This is a genomic window from Kitasatospora sp. NPDC030952, assembly GCF_055571335.1.
The window spans coordinates 79,932-96,001 of sequence record NZ_JBVIFM010000005.1 but is presented as its reverse complement, the minus strand read 5'-3'; the positions used below and the strand labels follow the sequence as shown (position 1 = coordinate 96,001).

The window sequence follows — 16,070 nt, the reverse complement described above, 5'->3', positions numbered from 1 at the left end:
GTGCGGGCAGCGCCGCAGGGGCGAGTGCTGCGCACAGGAAGTCGACCCGCCTGACTTCCTGTGCGCCGCTCGTTCGTACAGGGAGCCCGCGCCGGTCCTCTCCGCATGGCTGACGCGGATTCGCCGCGCGCGAGAAGTCGATCGGGCCGACTTCTGGCGCAGGAGGTCATGGTGTCTGCAGGGCGGCGTCGGAGAGGGTGGCGCGGTAGTCGGGGTGGGCGAGGAGGGTGGCGTGGGGGGCGAGGGCGCGGAGGTGGCCGGCGTCGAGCCAGGCGACGAGGTCGGCGCGGGCGGCGACGGTGGTGCGGTGGGCGATCACCAGGCGGGTGCGGCCCTGGGTGGCGCGGTCGAGGGCCTCGGTGACCTGGTACTCGGTGGCGAGGTCCAGGCCGGAGGTGGCGTCGTCCAGGACGACGACCCGGGTGGGCCGGGCCAGTAGCCGGGTGAGGCCGAGGCGTTGGAGTTCGCCGCCGGAGAGGTGCAGTTCGTCGAGCGGGGTGTGCCAGCCGTCGGGGAGCCGGGCCAGGAAGCCGTCGGCGCGGGCGGCGGCCGCCTCGGCGGGGCCGGCGCCGGCGAGTGCGTCGCGGAGCGTGCGGCCGACCAGGGCCGGCCGGGCGAAGGCGTAGCCGACGGCGTGCCGCAGTTCGGCGGCTGACAGGGCGTTCACCGGGACACCGTCGATCAGTACGGTGCCCTCGTCGGGGTCGCGCAGCCGCCCGGGCAGTGCGGCCAGCAGGGACTTGCCGGAGCCGGAGCGCCCGACCAGGGCGACCGTCCGACCGCCGGGGACGGTGAGGTCGAGCGGACCGAGCAGGACCCGTTCACCGTCCCGCACCACCACGCCCCGCAGCGAGACCTCCCCGGGTCCGCCCGCCGGGAGGGCCGCCGTGCCGGTGGGGGCGGGTGCGAGGGCGAGCAGCTCGTCCACCCGGGTCTGCCCGGCGCGGGCGTGGGCGACCCCGACCAGCGACTCGACCTGCTCGAACAGCCCCGCGCCGAGCGCCGCCCAGCCCGCCGCCGCGGCGAGCGCGCCGGGGGCGAGTGCGCCGTCGGTGAGCAGGGCCCCGGCGGTGGTGAGCACCGCGACCTCCACCAGGGCGATCAGGAGGGTGGCCTGCCAGGCGGTGCGTCGCTGTGCGGCCCAGAGCGCGTGTCCGGCCGTGGCGAGTTCCGGCAGTGGCGCCAACACTCTCGTGGCCTCGCGCTGTTCGGCGTGTGCCGCGTGGATGCTGCGCAGTCCGGTGAGGGCGCCGCTTAGCCGGGCGGCGATCTCGGCCTGCACCTCCTGGTACCGGGCGAACACCGGGCCGGCCTGGCGCAGGAAGAGCCGGATCAGCAGCACGCCGGGCACCACGCCCGCGAAGAAGGCGAGGGCCAGCCACGGCGACAGCACGGCCAGCCCGAGCAGCGCGCCGACCGAGGTGAGCAGGGCGGTGGCCGCGCCGAGCACGGCGGGCAGTCGGGCGCCCGCGTCGCCCGCCGAGCCCAGCAGTCGGGCGGCGAGGTCACCGGGTGGCGGGCCGCCGTGCAGTCGGCCGCCCGGTCCGAGGGCGAGCAGGTGGCGGACCAGGCGCCCGCGCAGGGCGGCGGTGGCTTCGGCCGAGCAGGCGGGCGCGGCCGCCGCGGCGATGGCGTTGGCGGCGGCTGCCGCGCCGAGGACGACGGCGGGCAGTACGACGGCGGGCAGGACGAGGCCCGGCAGCCCTCCGGGGGAGGCCCCGGCCCGATGGGCGAGGACGGTGTCGACGGCCCCGGCGAGTACGGCGGGCAGGGCGAGGGTGGTGGCGGCCTCGACGGGCAGGGCGATGCCGAGCGCGAGGGTCCATCCGGTGGGGCGGCGGGGCAAGTCCTGGCTCCCGTCGAGGAGTTGAAAGGGGTTGGAAGGGGTGGGGGCTGCGAAGGGGTGGGAGATGAGACGGGTGCCGTCCCCGCCTGTCCGGACAGGCGGGGACGGCACCCTTGGTCGAACCCGGTCGACCCGGTCGACCCGGTCGGCCGATGGATCAGCCGATGGCTCAGCTGTTGGTGAAGATCAGGCAGGTCAGGATGAGACAGGTGTACTGGCACCCGCTGCCGTGGCCGGTCAGCTCGACGGACTCGGTCTCCGGCAGGTCCTGCAGGGCCGCGAGGTCGGTCTCGAAGTCCACCATGTTCTCCATGTTGTGGGTCCTCCCCTTGAGGTGCGCCCGCCGCGATCTGCCTGCGGGCGTCGGGTGTTGCGCCCCGGGCGGCCTCCATCCGCCGCGCCGGGGGTGGTGCCCCGGGCCGCGACGGGCCCGGGAGTCTGAAGTGCTGGGGCGTCGGGCGGGTCAGCCCGGTCGGCCGGTCCGCAGGAAGGCGGCCAGCAGTTCGTGCAGCACGGCGGCGCCCTCCTCGGCCAGCACCTCGTGCCCGGAGCCGGCCGCCTCCACGTACCGGAAGTCCGCGCCCTCGACCCGCCCGATCCGCAGCAACTCGTGCCGCAGCGAACGGGATTGGCTCACCGGTACGACCTCGTCCCGGTTGCCGTGCACCACCAGCAGCGGTGCGCTCAGCCGGTGGGCCAGCTGGAGCACGTCGCGCGGGCCGCGGGCGTCCAGGATCTGGTCGCCGCCGCCCAGCCGGGTGGTCAACGCCCGTACGGTGGGCGCGGCTTCGGCCAGCAGCCGGCCGCCGGACAGGAACGGTGCGACCACCGCGCAGCGGGCGACCTGCTCGGCCGGCGCGTGCGCGGCCGCCAGCAGCGCCAGGAACGCGCCGTAGCTGACCCCGAACAGGGCGGGCGGCTCCAGGCCGAGAGCGGCCCGTTGGCCGGCGATGCCCTCCAGCAGGTACAGCACGTCGTCCAGGTCGGGCCCGCCCCAGGCGCCCCGGATGGCCAGGGCGTGCGGCACTCCGTAGCCGGTGGAACCGCGCTGGTTGGGGGCGACCACGGCCAGGCCCTCGGCGGCCATCCGTTGCAGGGCCGGGTCGAACTCCAGCCGCCAGGCGTCGGCCGGGCCGCCGTGCAGGGCGAGCACCAGGTGCGGGCTGCTCAGCCAGGCGTCCCCGCCGTACACCACGGCCTCCAACGGGCCTGCCGGGCCGGCGAGTTCGAGGCTCTGGGCGGGATGCCAGCGGCCGCCGTCGCCGGGCGGGGTGCTGCCGTCCAGCCGCCAGCCGGCGGGCTGGGTACGGACGGCGCGCTGCGCGCCGGGCTGCCAGGGCGGGACGGTGTCCCGCCACGGGCCGGGCAGCCCCGATCCCAGGGGCGCGAGCTGGAGCGGCAGCGGGATCGGGGCGGACCCGGTCGGGGCGGGGCCGTGCGCCAGCAGGGCGTCCACGTCCAGGGTGGCCAGTGCCGCCGGGTGGTCGGGTGAGGAGTACGGGAGGCGCAGCCCCGCCCCGTCCCAGTGGCCGACCGCGCCGAGCCGTCCGGGCGGGACGGGCAGCGGGTCCAGTCGGCCGACGGTGGGCCGCCACAGGGCGAGCGCCGACCCGGCGCCGTGGTCGATCTGCACCGCGACCCGGGGGCCGTCCGCCGCCTGCCGCAGCGCGACCGGGCGCAGGACCATGCCCGTGGCGTGCAGGCATTCCGGGAACCGCAGTGGCTCCCCGCCGCCCAGCACGCCCCAGCCGAGCCGGTCGGTGCCGGGCGCGTCGCTGCGCACCATCGCGAAGCGGCTGTCGGGGTCGAACAGCACCAGCCGGTCGTTGCTGTGCTCGCCGATCTCCAGCAGCGGGCTGGTGGTGCCGCTGCGCAGGTCCAGGACGACGGTGCGGACGAGCCCGCCGGCCACCCGGTCCAGCGCGAGCAGTGCGCCCGCGTGGTCCAGCCAGGCGCCGCCGCCGTGCAGGCCGGGGATCTCGGCGACCTTGACGGGTTCGCTGCCGTCCGCCCGGACCAGCCACGCGGTGGTCGCCGGCCGGGTGTCGGTGCCGAGGGCGATCGCCACCGGGGTGTGCGGGTCGGCGCCGGGCGGTGCCGGGAGCGGCAGCAGCCGCAGTCCGGGCATCCGGAGCGAGGCCAACTCCTGTTCCACGGTGCCGTTCTCGCCGTACGAGAGGCGGACCAGGTCATGCCGTTCGCCGTCGTGCCGGCAGACCAGCACCGAGCCGTCGGGCAGTGCGACCAGCTGTGAGCGCAGGTGCTCGGAGCGGTTGCCGGACAGCGGCAGCGCGGCCGGGGTGGCCGGTGCGCCGTCTGCGGGGAGCCGCCAACTCTCCACGTACCAGCCGCTGTCGGCGGCAGCGGCCAGGCAGGCCGCGTGGCTTCCGTCGGCGGCGAAGGAGAAGCTCAGTCGGCGCAGTGCCCGGGTGGTGGTGCGGGTGGCCACGTTCATGCCTCGCTCACCCCGGTTGTCTCGCACGGGAGTTGATGGACGGCGGGGAGGCGCGGGTCCAGCCAGAGCCGGGGGCCGCCGTGGCGGAGCCGGAGCAGGAAGGCCAACGGCCCTGCGGTGCCGGTGCCGTAGGCGGCGGCGCAGCCCGTGCCCGTCTCGTCGGGGAGGGTCAGCAGGCCGTCGCGCAGGGCGGAGCGGGCTGCGATCAGTCGGCCCAACTCCCTGGCCCCCGCGAGGAATTCCGGATCATCGGTGGCCTCGGCGAGATCCAGTAGGTACTCGCCGTCACCGGCCAGGCCGTGGCAGGCGCTCACCCCGCTGTGCCAGCGGCCGGCCAGCACGGCCCGCCCGGCGGCCCGGGCGAGGGCGAGCGCGTCGGGGTCGCCGGTGGCCCGCCACAGCCGCAGCAGGAAGCTGCCCGCGCCGGAGGAGCCGCTGCACCAGTGGGAGAGCCGGATGTGCTCCGGATCGCCCGCGCTCTGCGGCCACCAGGCGGTGGTCCGGGCGGTGCTCCGGTCAGCGATCCGGTCACCGGTCCGGTCGATGGCCGGGTGGGTGGCGCCGTCGGCCGGACCCCACCGTACGGTCGCGCCGAGCGTCCGGCCGGCCTCGATCGCGGCCGTGGTGCAGGCGTCCCGCAGGGCCTGGTCGCCGGTCGCTGCGGCGGCGGAGAGGAGGAAGGCGCCCACGCCCGCCACGCCGTGGGCGAAGCCGAGGTGGGTGGCTCCGGCGAGCGCCGAGTCGAAGCCGGTCGGCACCGGCCAGACCGCCCCGTACGGCTCCCGCCGCGCGGCGGCGAGCAGGGAGCGGGCGCAGCGGTCGGCGCGCCCGGCGAAGCCATCGCCGAGGTCGTCATCGAGGTTGCCGCCGCCGAAGCCGTCGGCGCTGTCGGCGAAGTCATCGGCGGCAAAGCGGAGTTGGGTGAATCCGGCGCCGGCTGTGCCGTGGCACACATCGGGGTTGGGCCACTCGACGGGGATCCGCCGGGCGAGCGCGGCGGCCCGCTCGGCCGCGTCGGCGTCGCCCAGGACTCGGGCGGCATCCAGCAGTGCCCAGGCCGTCCCCGACCGTCCGAAGTGCAGCCCGGGCAGCACCACCGGCTCGGCGGCCACCCGCCGCTCGATCCACCCGGCGGCGGTACGGGCCGTGCGCGCGGCCTCCGCCCGCACCTCGGTCGGCAGACCCTCGGCCGCGACCGCCCGCGCCAGCACGGCGAGCACACCGGCGGCGCCGTGCTGCACAGTGCACGGGTCAGTCCGCTCCCCGGCGGGCACCACGGGCCACAGCCGGTCGGACCGCTCCGGCGTAGCGCTGACGGCGAGGTGCCGCAGGCCGTCGCACAGCAGCCGGTCGAGCGACGGTTCGTCGGCGCCGGCCTCCTGCGGCGCGCCGGGGCGAATCAAGCCTGCGCCGGGGCGAACCGGGCCTGCGCCGGGATGGGCCGAGCCGACTCCGGGGCGAACCGGGCCCACGCCGGGGCGAGCCGCGACCGCGCCGGGCCGGGCGGCGGCATGCCACAGCGGAGCGACGGCGGCGGACGCGGCGCCGTCCGGCCGGTGCGCGGAACGGTCGACGGCACCGGCCGCGCCGACCAGCGCCTCCCGAACCCGAGCCACCCCCCACCGCAGCTCCGGCTCCTCCGCCCGCAGCCCCAGCACCACCGGCGCCAGCCGCCGCGCGGTCGCGCCGGAGCGGGCCGCGAGGGTGAGCCAGCGGCCGAGGCGTTCGGCGACCGGGCGTGCGTACGGCAGGTCTTCCGGCAGCAGGGGGTCGTGCCCGGTGGCGAGCAGGAAGAGCAGCCCGCCGAGGGCGTACAGGTCGACGGCCGGGTCGGCGACGCAGGAGCCCGCGAGGGCGAGCCGGCCCTGTTCGGGGGCGCGGTAGCCGGGGGTGCCGGCCGTTCCGGCGGGGCGGCCGGTCTCGGCGGCGAGTTCGAGGTCGACCAGTCGCAGGCTGCCGTCCGGGCGGACCATCACATTGCCGGGGGAGAGGTCGCGCAGGACCAGCCCCTGGCCGTGCACCCGCTCGACCAGGTCGAGCAGCCCGTGCACCACCGGGCCGGCCTCGGCCCAGTCGACGTCCGGGGTGCCGTCGCGCCGCAGCCGGCCGGCGACCCAGGCACCCAGCGGCTGTCCGGCGATTCGTTCCTGCACCAGGAAGACGGAGTCGTCCTGCTCGATCAGTTCGACGGCGCGCGGTGCGAGCCCCTGTCCGTCCAGCCGGGCGAGCAGGTCGGCCTCGTGCCGCAGCGCGTCGCGGGCGTCCGTTCCGGCGCGGTCGACCTCGATGTGCGCCCGGGCCTGCTTGACCACGACCTCCGCGCCGCTCGCCGCCTCCCGCCCGAGGAACACGCCCCCCTTGGCGCCGTGCCGTACGGCGGCGGTCACCGCGTAGCGCCCGGCCAGCAGGACCCCGCGACCCCCTCGGCCCCTGCCGCTCGAAGGGCCACGCGAAGGAGCACCCGAAGGAACAGGGGCCGCGAACGGATCCCGCACCCACCCCGGCGCCCGGTACGACCCCCCGCGCGCGTCCTCGGCCCGCTCCCCGCCCGGCCCGCGCAGCACCGAGCGGTACTCCCCGTCGTTGCCCAGCTCCGCCCGCGCCGCGAACGCGCCGTAGCGGTAGTGCACCCGGCTGCCGGGCCGGTACGGGCGGTCGGAGAGCACCACCGGCCCGGGCAGTCCGGCGGTGGCCCGGTCCAGTTCGGCCGCCAGCCGCTGGAACTGCGCGTCGTCCGCCGGGTAGACGGTGATGAACTTGCCCGCCGAACCCCGGTCGCTGTTGCGGGAGTTGAGCTCGCGCAGTCGTTCCTCCGTGGCGGCGAACTTGAAGTCGCACGGGTCCGCGGCGAGCACCCGGACCACCGCCGCGAGCACCTCCCCGCCCGCCACCGAGGCCGCGCTGACGTGCAGCTTCCACCCCTGGTCCGGTAAGGGCGCGGACGCGGACGGCCTGGCCGTGCACCAGAAGCCCCCGACGGTGACCTCCCAGTCACCGCCGCCTCCCCGGCCTCCGGCGCCGGCCAGCGCCGCCCGCGTCGTCCCGGGCCACGTACCGGCCGCGTCCGGTCCATGGCCCGCCGATCCCCGGCCCCCGGCCGTACGAAGGGATGCGCTCGCCCTCATCCGCCGCCACATCCCTTCGTCTCGGCCGCCGGCGGCCGCGGCTGCCCCTGCTCGGCATCCGCGGCGCGACGGCCCGGCCTGATCGGTTTCTCGGAAGGAGCGGGAGTGCCGCTCCTGGACGGGAGCCCTCAACCGGGCCGCCGACCGGTCGGTCGGGGCGGCCGGGGCAACTCCCGTTCGCAGGACTGAAGTTAGTTTCGAGAAAACCGAAGCCTCAACGCAGAGCCGGTCACTTCACTCGTAAGGGTGATCAGGAGGCGGTTTCGAATTCGTACGAGAACACTGCTGTGAGTAGTGGGCGCCCGGCGCACGGGCGCGTACGGTGCGCGCGAGCCCGAACGGGGCGCCCCGCCCGGGGGTTCGGGCGCTCCATCCACAGGTTGACGTGCATCTGTACGGCGGCAGCACTCCCGTCCGCGACCTCACCCGGCCCCGTCCGAGACCCCACCCGCCGCCGTCGACGACCCCACCCACCCCCGTCCGCAGCCCGTCCCGCCCCCCGTCCCCCGATCGGCCGAGGCCCGACCGCCCCCGCGCGCACGGTAGTCTCGACAGGTGCCGAAACTGTCCGACGTCATCACCGCGCTCGAAGAGGTCTACCCCCCGCAGTGGGCGGAGTCCTGGGACGCCGTCGGCCTGGTCTGCGGGGACCCTCAGGCCGAGGTCAGCCGCGTGCTCTTCGCCGTCGACCCCGTTCAGGCGGTCGTCGACGAGGCCGTGGAGTGGGGCGCCGACCTCGTGGTCACCCACCACCCGCTGTACCTGCGCGGCACCACCAGCGTCGCCGCCACCACCTTCAAGGGCCGGGTGGTGCACACGCTGATCAGCAACGGCATCGCGCTGCACGTCGCCCACACCAACGCCGACCACGCCGACCCCGGCGTCTCGGACGCGCTGGCCGAGGCGGTCGGCCTCAAGGTCACCGGCCCGCTGGTGCCGGACCCCACCGACCCGCTGGGCCGTCGCGGCACCGGCCGGATCGGTCTGCTGGAGCCCTCGCTGCCGCTGTCGGCCTTCGCCGCGCAGGTCGCCGCGGGCCTGCCCGCGACCGCCGCCGGCGTGCGCGTCTCCGGCGACCCGGACCGCCTGGTGAGCCGGGTGGCGGTCTGCGGCGGCTCGGGCGACGGCTTCCTCGCCGACGTACGGGCGGCTGGCGTGGACGCCTACGTGACCGCCGACCTGCGCCACCACCCGGCCTCCGAGGCCACCGAGGCCGCGCCGGTCGCACTGGTCGACGCCGCCCACTGGGCCACCGAGTGGCCCTGGCTCGGCCTGGCCGAGCGCGCCCTGCGGGCCGCCGCCGACCAGCACGGCTGGGCCGTGGAGACCAAGGTCTCCCACCGGGTCACCGACCCGTGGACCGCGCACGCCCCCATGTCCTTCACCGCCTGACCCGATTCACAGGAGCTTTCCCCTTGAACGCCGCGCCCGCCGACCAGATCCGCCTGCTCGACCTCCAGGCCATCGACTCGAAGCTCGACCAGCTGGCCCACCGGCGCCGGGGCCTGCCCGAGCACGCCGAGATCGACAAGGCCACCGCCGACCACACCGCGCTCAAGGACCTCGTCGTCGCAGCCGAGGCCCAGAAGGGCGACACCGCCCGCGAGCTGACCAAGGCCGAGCAGGACGTCGAGCAGGTCCGCGCCCGGGCCGCCCGCAACCAGCAGCGCCTGGACTCCGGTGCGATCACCTCGCCGAAGGACCTGGAGAACCTCCAGCACGAGATCGGCTCGCTGGCCAAGCGCCAGAGCGACCTGGAAGAGGTCGTGCTGGAGATCATGGAGCGCCAGGAGAGCGCCCAGAGCCGGGTCGAGGAGCTGTCCGCCCGCCTGGAGCACTCCACCGTCGTGCTCAAGGAGGCCGAGGCCCGCCGCGACGCCGCCTTCGCCGAGATCGACGGCGAGGCCGACAAGGTCAAGCGCGACCGCGAGGCCGTCGCCGCCGTCATCCCGGCCGACCTGCTCAAGGTGTACGCGAAGCTGCGCGAGACCCAGGGCGGCGTCGGCGCGGCCCGCCTCTACCAGCGCCGCTGCGAGGGCTGCCGCACCGAGTTCTCGATCACCGAGCTGAACGCCATCAAGGCCGAGCCGGCCGACAAGGTGGTCCGCTGCGAGAACTGCTCGCGGATCCTGGTCCGCACCGCCGACTCGGGCGTCTGAGCCGATGGCGGCGCGCTTCGTCGTCGAAGCGGACGGCGGGTCCCGGGGCAACCCGGGGCCGGCCGGCTACGGCGCGGTGGTCCGGGACGGCGACACCGGGCAGCTCGTCGCCGAGGCCGCCGAGTTCATCGGCCACGCCACCAACAACGTGGCCGAGTACCGGGGCCTGATCGCCGGGCTGAAGGCGGCCCGCGAGCTCGACCCGGACGCCTCGGTGGACGTCCGGATGGACTCCAAGCTGGTCGTCGAGCAGATGTCCGGGCGCTGGAAGATCAAGCACCCCGACATGCAGCCGCTCGCCGCCGAGGCGCGCACCGTCTTCCCGCGCGGCCGGGTCACGTACACCTGGATCCCGCGCGAGCGGAACAAGGACGCCGACCGGCTGGCCAACGAGGCGATGGACGCCGGCCGCGACGGGCGCCGGTGGGAGCCCCGGAAGCCCGCCCAGGAGGTCCCCGAGCCGCTGCCGAGCCCGCCCGCCCCCAAGGCCGGCTGGGCCGCCCCCGCCGACCTCGGCACCCCGACCACCTTCGTCCTGCTGCGCCACGGCGAGACCCCGCTCACCCCGGAGAAGCGCTTCTCCGGCAGCGGCGGGACCGACCCGGAGCTGTCCGACAAGGGCCGCTGGCAGGCCGAGCGGGCCGCCGAGGCGCTGACCGCGCGCGGCAGCATCCAGGCGGTCGTCGCCTCCCCGATGCGCCGCACCCGGCAGACCGCCGAGATCGTCGCCGCCCGGCTGGGCCTGGAGGTCCGGTACGAGGACGGGCTGCGCGAGGTCGACTTCGGCGACTGGGAGGGCCTGACCTTCGCCGAGGTGCAGGAGCGCTACCCGGACGACCTGTCGGCCTGGCTGGGCTCCGCCAAGGCCAAGCCGACCGGCAGCGGCGAGAGCTTCACCACCCTCACCCACCGGGCCGGCGTCGCCCGGGACAAGATCCTCGCCCGGTACGCGGGGAAGACGGTGCTGGTGGTCTCGCACGTCAGCCCGATCAAGACGCTGGTCCGCCTCGCGCTCGGCGCCCCGCCGGACTCGATGTACCGGATGGAGCTCTCCGCCGCCTCGATCTGCGCCGTCCAGTACTACGCGGACGGCAACGCCTCGCTGCGGCTGCTCAACGACGGCTCCCACCTGCGCTGATCCCCGCTGAACCGGGGGTCAGTGCACCTCGGTGACCACCACGTCCAGCTGCCACGGCTTGCGCGCGGTGCCTTCCGCCGCCAGCTCGACCCGGTGGCCCAGCTCCAGCAGCGCGTCCATCAGCTCGCCCGGCGTCTTCGGCTCCGCCCCGGCGACCAGCAGGTCCCGCACCAGCCGGCCCTTGGTCGCCTTGTTGAAGTGGCTGACCACCGTGCGCTTGCCGTTCCGCTCCTGCAGCACCCGGACGGTCGCCGTACGGGAGGCCACCTCGCCGGCCGGCTTCCAGGCCGCCGCGTACGCGGAACTGCGCAGGTCCAGCACCAGCCCGTCCGCCACCTCCGGGAGCACGGCGGCCGTCGCACCCCGCCAGTACGCGCCGAGCGCCCCCAACTCCGGGAGTTTCACGCCCATCGAGCAGCGGTAGGACGGGATCCGGTCGGAGATCCGCACCGCGCCCCACAGTCCGGAGAACACCAGCAGCGAGCGCTCGGCGCGGGCGTACGCGGCGGCGTCCAGGGTGGCCAGGCCCAGGTTGTCGAACAGCACCCCGGTGTACACCTCGGCCGCCGGACGGGCCCCGGCGGTCGGCAGGGCGGCGTTCTTGGCGATCTCGCCGCGCAGCCCGGGCGTCAGCCCGAGCACCTCGGCGGCGGCGTCCTGATCACCCCGGCAGAGGCCGACCAGCGCGTCCAGCACCGCACCGCGCGCCGCCGTCAGCCCCGGCAGCGACAGCCGGTCGAGCGCGACCGGCTCGCCGTCCCCGGACACGGCCTTGCCCTCCGAAGGCGGCAACAGCACCAGCACAGCGGACTCCTCAACAGTTTGTGGCGGACGAACCCCGCCACCCTACTGCGGCCGCCCCGGCTCCCAGCGCCACGCACAGGGGCGAGTAGTACCGGACGTTCAGCCGCCGGAACCGCGCCGAGCGCCGGGTCAGTCGCCCGAACACCACCGGCCCGGCGAGCCCGCGCGCCAGCAGCACCCCGGCCACCGCCCGCACCCCGGCCCGCTGCCACCCCGGCGGCAGCACCGGCGGCAGCACCCCGGCCTCCGCCGCCACCAGGTGCGAGGCCGTCCCCAGCAGCCCCGCCACCGCCAGACAGGCCGCCGCCGGCGGCACCCCCTCACCCGCCCCCACCACGGTGTCCGCGAACTCCTCCGCCGTCCGCAACGGCCACGGCGTCACGGCCCACACCGCGTGCAGCGCCCCCGTCACCGCCAGCCCCGCCGACACCCCGGCCCCGACCGCCCTGACCACACCCACCGCCCGAACCCCCTCCGCGTGAACCACCACTCGCCCCACCGTACGAGCCCTCACACCGCCCCGGCCCCCCACCCCGCAGGCCCGTCCCCGCACCCGTCCACCCCCAGGGCGGTTCCGCCGCGCTCCCGGGCAGCGGACCCTCGGCCGCTGCGGGATCGTCGCAGGTCCGGGGCTGTGGCGGCCGCGGAGGCGAGGGCAAATCGGTAGGAACGGCCGGCGTTCCCGACTACCGTGAGTGGCGAAGGAGAGTGAGCGAGATGACCATGCGACCCCTGGACCTGGTGCCCGGCGACGGCGATGCCGTGGAGGAGTCCCTGTCCGTGCGGCTGCCCGCGGGGTTGCCGGCCGAGACGCGCCAGGCGCTGGAGTTCGCGGTGCGGGCGGCGGCCGAGGCCGTGATGGGCGGCCGGGTGCGGGTGACGGAGGCGGCCGCCGGGTCGGACACCGCCGAGCTGGCCTTCGAGGTCCGCCAGTCGGAGCTCCCGGAGGCGCTCACCGAGGGGACACCCGGCAAGGCCGAGCGCCGCGCCGCCATGGTGGCCCGGATCCGCGCCGCCAACGCGGAGACGCTGGAGCGGCTGAAGGACCTGTGACCACCGTGTACCTGGACCTCGACGACGTCACCTACCTCGCCGGGGGCGCGCGGAACATCCGCGACCTCGGCGGCCTGCTCTCGGCGATCGCCCGCCCGCAGGCCAGCCTGTTCGGCTCCGACGCCTACCCCGACCTGTGGACCAAGGCAGCCGCCCTCGGCCAGAGCCTGTCCCGCAACCACCCGCTCGTCGACCGGAACAAGCGCACCGCCTTCGAGGCGATGCTCCTTTTCCTGGACTACAACAGCGAGCCCTACACCGACCCGCACCCGGACGACGCCGTGGCCTTCGTGCTGCGGCTCGCCACCGGCGGCTACGACGACGCGATCGCCCTCGCGGCCAAGGACCTCAGGTCCCTCCTGGGCCGCTGAGGCCGGACGGGCCAGGGCCCCCGGCGGCAGGACGCGCCGGGGTCCTCCGTCCGGAATCACCCGATTCGCCCTACGCTGGCCTGCATGCCTCGCCGAAAACTGCGCGTCAAGGCCGTCGACTCCGCCCGGATCAACACCGAGCTGACCGAGCTCCGCACCCGCCTGGAGATCCACACCGAGTGGCCCGAGGCGGTGCTCGCCGAGGCGGAGGAGGCGGCCGAGAGCCCCCGGTTGCCGGAGTACGACGCCACCGACCTGCCGCTGTTCACCGTCGACCCGCCCGGCTCCCGCGACCTCGACCAGGCCATGCACCTCACCCACCGCCCCGGCGGCGGCTACCGGGTGCACTACGCGATCGCCGACGTCGCCGCCTTCGTCCGCCCGGGCGGCGCCATCGACACCGAGGCCCGCAGACGCGTCGAGACCCTCTACTTCCCCGACCACCGCGTCCCCCTGCACCCCACCCGGATCTCCGAGGACGCCGCCAGCCTGCTGCCCGGCGAGACCCGCCCCGCCCTGCTCTGGCAGCTGGACCTGGACGCCGACGGCGCCGTTGTGCTGGCGGACGTCCGCCGCGCCCTGGTGCGTTCGCACCGCCGCCTGGACTACGCGGCCGTCCAGCGCGCCGTGGACCTCGGCGGCGCCGACGAGCAGCTCGCCCTGCTCGCCACCGTCGGCCGGCTGCGCGAGGAGCAGGAGCGGGCCCGGGGCGGGATCAGCCTGCCGGTGCCCGAGCAGGAGGTCACCGAGACCCTGCACGGCTATGTGCTCGGCTACCGCGCGGCCGGCCCGGCCGACGGCTGGAACGCCCAGATCTCGCTGCTCACCGGCATGGCCGCGGCCGAGCTGATGCTGGACGCGGGCGTCGGCCTGCTGCGCACCCTGCCGGCGGCGCCCGCCGCCGCGTACGAGCGGCTGCGCCGGATCGCCGGCGCGCTGGACGTGGACTGGCCGCAGGCCGTCCCGTACCCGGAGCTGATCCGGTCGCTGGATCCGGAGGTGCCGTTGAACGCCGCCTTCCTGAACGCCTGCACCGGTCTGCTGCGCGGCGCGGGCTACCACGCCTTCGACGAGTCCCGCGGCCTGCCGGCCCCCGCCGAGCCGGGGCACGCCGCGCTGGCCGCCCCGTACGCGCACTGCACCGCGCCGCTGCGCCGGCTCGGCGACCGCTTCACCCAGGAGGTGTGCGCGGCGGTGGCGGCGGGGGAGGACGTGCCGGGCTGGGCGCGGGAGGCGCTGCCGGCCGTGCCGGCGCTGATGGCGGGCGGGGACCGGCGGGCGGCCGAGGTCGAACGGGCCTGCGTGGACCTGGTGGAGGCGGAGCTGCTGGTGGGCCGGGAGGGCGAGGACTTCTCGGCGGTGGTCATCGAGGTGGACGGCAAGCGCCCCGGCTCGGGCACCGTCCAGCTGCGCGAGCCCGCCGTCCGGGCCCGCTGCGACGCGGCCGGGAACGGCTCGCCGGCCGGGGCGCCCGCCGGGCTGCCGCTGGGTCGGGAGATCGACGTCCGGCTCACCAGGGCGGACCCGGCCACCCGGACGGTCCGCTTCGAGGCGCTCTGAGTCATCCGCCCCCGGCCCGGGGGTGGGAGGATCGGTCCGTGCCCGATCCCCAGCCCCCCACCCTCGCCCCCGGACCCGCCGGCCCCGCTCCCGACGCCGGGCGCCGCCGCCGGCTGCTCGTCCTCGCGATCTGCTGCCTGAGCCTGTTCATCGTCGGCCTGGACAACACCGTGGTGAACATCGCGCTCCCGGTGATCCAGAAGGACCTGGACGCCCCGGCCTCCGGCCTGCAGTGGATCATCGACGCCTACACCCTGGTGCTGGCCTCGCTGCTGATGCTGTTCGGCTCGGTGGCCGACCGCTTCGGCCGCCGCCGGGTGTTCCAGATCGGCCTGACCTGCTTCGCGCTGGGCTCACTGCTGTGCAGTCTGGCGCCGAGCCTGGAGTGGCTGGTGGCGTTCCGGGCGCTGCAGGCGGTGGGCGGTTCGATGCTGAACCCGGTGGCGATGTCGATCATCACCAACACCTTCACCGATCCCAAGGAGCGGGCCCAGGCGATCGGCGTCTGGGGCGGTGTGGTCGGCATCTCGATGGCGCTCGGCCCGCTGCTCGGCGGCTTCCTGGTGGACGGCGCCGGCTGGCCGTCGATCTTCCTGATCAACGTCCCGGTGGCGCTGCTGGCGATACTGCTGACGGTCCGCTACGTCCCCGAGTCGCGCGCGCCCAGGCCGCGCCGGCTGGACCCGGTGGGGCAGTCGCTGATGGTCGTCCTGCTGGGCTGCGGCACCGCGGCGATCATCGAGGGCCCGGGCAGCGGCTGGACGTCCCCGCTGATCCTGGCCCTGGCCTCGGCCGCGGTGGCCGCGCTGATCGCCTTCCCGCTGTGGGAGCGGCGGGTCGCCGAGCCGCTGGTGGACCCGCGGTTCTTCGCCAGCGCGCCGTTCACCGGGGCGACCGTCACCGCGGTCTGCGCGTTCGCCGCGCTCGGCGGCTTCCTCTTCCTCAACACCCTCTACCTGCAGGACGTCCGGCACTACACCCCGGTCGAGGCGGGCCTGTGGACGCTGCCGATGGCCGGGCTGATGCTGGTCTGCGCGCCGCTGTCCGGACGGATCGTCGGCAGCCGGGGCCCGCGGCTGCCGCTGGTGGTGGCCGGGCTGGGCCTGGCCGCCAGTGGACTGCTGCTGACCCGGCTGACCGCGGACTCCCCGGCGGCGCTGCTGCTGGTCGCCTACGCGCTGTTCGGTTTCGGCTTCGGCCTGGTGAACGCGCCGATCACCAACGCGGCCGTCTCCGGGATGCCGCGGGCCCAGGCGGGTGTGGCCGCGGCCGTGGCCTCGACCAGCCGCCAGGTCGGCCAGTCGCTGGGGGTCGCGGTGATCGGTACGGTCGTCACCTCGGCCGTGGTGGGCCCGATGGCGACCGGCTTCGCCCCGGCCAGCCACGCCGGCTGGTGGATCCTGGTCGGCCTCGGCGGGGCGGTCCTCGTCCTGGGAGTGCTCACCACCGGCGCCTGGGCGACGGGTACGGCCGCCCGGGTGGCGGCCCGCCTCGGTGCGGAGGCGCCGGTGGTCCGGACCGGGGTACGGGAGGCCCCGCCCGAGCGGCTACCATGACCA

The 16,070-nt window shown here is 76.0% G+C and carries 13 protein-coding genes; 7 read left to right on the top strand and 6 right to left on the bottom strand.

The features are described from left to right. Positions 1-166 precede the first annotated feature (166 nt). From ACZ47G_RS12140 to lanL, 4 genes are all read right to left on the bottom strand, one after another. Positions 167-1,846: an ATP-binding cassette domain-containing protein gene (locus ACZ47G_RS12140; RefSeq protein ID WP_465741614.1), complete on the bottom strand. Its 1,680-nt coding sequence runs from the start codon at positions 1,844-1,846 to the stop codon at positions 167-169. A gap of 169 nt (positions 1,847-2,015) precedes the next feature. Continuing rightward, complete coding sequence (locus tag ACZ47G_RS12135) at positions 2,016-2,159, bottom strand: VenA family class IV lanthipeptide (RefSeq protein WP_157882160.1); 144 nt, start codon at positions 2,157-2,159, stop codon at positions 2,016-2,018. Between the two features lie 150 nt (positions 2,160-2,309). Further along, a complete protein-coding gene (locus tag ACZ47G_RS12130) occupies positions 2,310-4,301 on the bottom strand; it encodes an alpha/beta hydrolase family protein (protein WP_465741612.1) in 1,992 nt (663 codons plus the stop codon). Then, the gene (gene lanL, locus ACZ47G_RS12125; protein ID WP_465741610.1) at positions 4,298-7,426 is read right to left on the bottom strand and encodes a class IV lanthionine synthetase LanL; all 3,129 of its coding nucleotides are present in this window, start codon (positions 7,424-7,426) and stop codon (positions 4,298-4,300) included. The genes ACZ47G_RS12130 and lanL overlap by 4 nt, the downstream gene beginning before the upstream one ends. 555 nt (positions 7,427-7,981) lie before the next feature. Here lanL and ACZ47G_RS12120 point away from each other — a divergent pair. From ACZ47G_RS12120 to ACZ47G_RS12110, 3 genes are read left to right on the top strand one after another with little or no spacing between them, the layout of a single operon-like run. After that, entirely contained in the window at positions 7,982-8,818 is an 837-nt protein-coding gene (locus ACZ47G_RS12120) for a Nif3-like dinuclear metal center hexameric protein (RefSeq protein ID WP_465741608.1), read from the top strand. 23 nt (positions 8,819-8,841) lie between these two features. Beyond that, positions 8,842-9,585 (top strand): zinc ribbon domain-containing protein, encoded by a 744-nt coding sequence (locus ACZ47G_RS12115; RefSeq protein ID WP_465741606.1) that lies wholly within the window; start codon positions 8,842-8,844, stop codon positions 9,583-9,585. Between the two features lie 4 nt (positions 9,586-9,589). Continuing rightward, positions 9,590-10,723 (top strand): bifunctional RNase H/acid phosphatase, encoded by a 1,134-nt coding sequence (locus ACZ47G_RS12110; RefSeq protein ID WP_465741604.1) that lies wholly within the window; start codon positions 9,590-9,592, stop codon positions 10,721-10,723. Between the two features lie 18 nt (positions 10,724-10,741). Here the strand turns inward: ACZ47G_RS12110 and yaaA are convergent, their stop codons facing one another. Beyond that, a complete protein-coding gene (gene yaaA, locus ACZ47G_RS12105; protein WP_465741602.1) occupies positions 10,742-11,527 on the bottom strand; it encodes a peroxide stress protein YaaA in 786 nt (261 codons plus the stop codon). 10 nt (positions 11,528-11,537) lie between these two features. Further along, positions 11,538-11,987 (bottom strand): DUF3995 domain-containing protein, encoded by a 450-nt coding sequence (locus ACZ47G_RS12100; RefSeq protein WP_465741600.1) that lies wholly within the window; start codon positions 11,985-11,987, stop codon positions 11,538-11,540. 257 nt (positions 11,988-12,244) lie between these two features. On the opposite strand from ACZ47G_RS12100, the gene ACZ47G_RS12095 reads away from it, so the two are divergent. The 4 genes from ACZ47G_RS12095 to ACZ47G_RS12080 all read left to right on the top strand — a co-directional run bounded on the left by ACZ47G_RS12095 (position 12,245) and on the right by ACZ47G_RS12080 (position 16,067). Continuing rightward, positions 12,245-12,580 (top strand): hypothetical protein, encoded by a 336-nt coding sequence (locus ACZ47G_RS12095; RefSeq protein ID WP_465741598.1) that lies wholly within the window; start codon positions 12,245-12,247, stop codon positions 12,578-12,580. Continuing rightward, positions 12,577-12,951, top strand: coding sequence for a type II toxin-antitoxin system death-on-curing family toxin (locus ACZ47G_RS12090; protein ID WP_465741596.1), 375 nt, complete (start codon positions 12,577-12,579; stop codon positions 12,949-12,951). Before ACZ47G_RS12095 ends, ACZ47G_RS12090 begins: the two co-directional genes overlap by 4 nt. Before the next feature lie 84 nt (positions 12,952-13,035). Then, positions 13,036-14,511: an RNB domain-containing ribonuclease gene (locus ACZ47G_RS12085; protein WP_465741594.1), complete on the top strand. Its 1,476-nt coding sequence runs from the start codon at positions 13,036-13,038 to the stop codon at positions 14,509-14,511. A 38-nt stretch (positions 14,512-14,549) separates the two neighbouring features. After that, a complete protein-coding gene (locus ACZ47G_RS12080; RefSeq protein ID WP_465741592.1) occupies positions 14,550-16,067 on the top strand; it encodes an MFS transporter in 1,518 nt (505 codons plus the stop codon). Positions 16,068-16,070: the final 3 nt, after the last annotated feature.

What these genes read in the sequence shown, in the direction of transcription:
- ACZ47G_RS12085 (WP_465741594.1), top strand. Translation starts at nt 13,036, where the DNA reads ATGCCTCGCCGAAAACTGCGCGTCAAGGCCGTCGACTCCGCCCGGATC.
- ACZ47G_RS12095 (WP_465741598.1), top strand. Translation starts at nt 12,245, where the DNA reads ATGACCATGCGACCCCTGGACCTGGTGCCCGGCGACGGCGATGCCGTG.
- ACZ47G_RS12110 (WP_465741604.1), top strand. Translation starts at nt 9,590, where the DNA reads ATGGCGGCGCGCTTCGTCGTCGAAGCGGACGGCGGGTCCCGGGGCAAC.
- ACZ47G_RS12135 (WP_157882160.1), bottom strand. Translation starts at nt 2,159, where the DNA reads ATGGAGAACATGGTGGACTTCGAGACCGACCTCGCGGCCCTGCAGGAC.
- lanL (WP_465741610.1), bottom strand. Translation starts at nt 7,426, where the DNA reads ATGAGGGCGAGCGCATCCCTTCGTACGGCCGGGGGCCGGGGATCGGCG.
- ACZ47G_RS12130 (WP_465741612.1), bottom strand. Translation starts at nt 4,301, where the DNA reads ATGAACGTGGCCACCCGCACCACCACCCGGGCACTGCGCCGACTGAGC.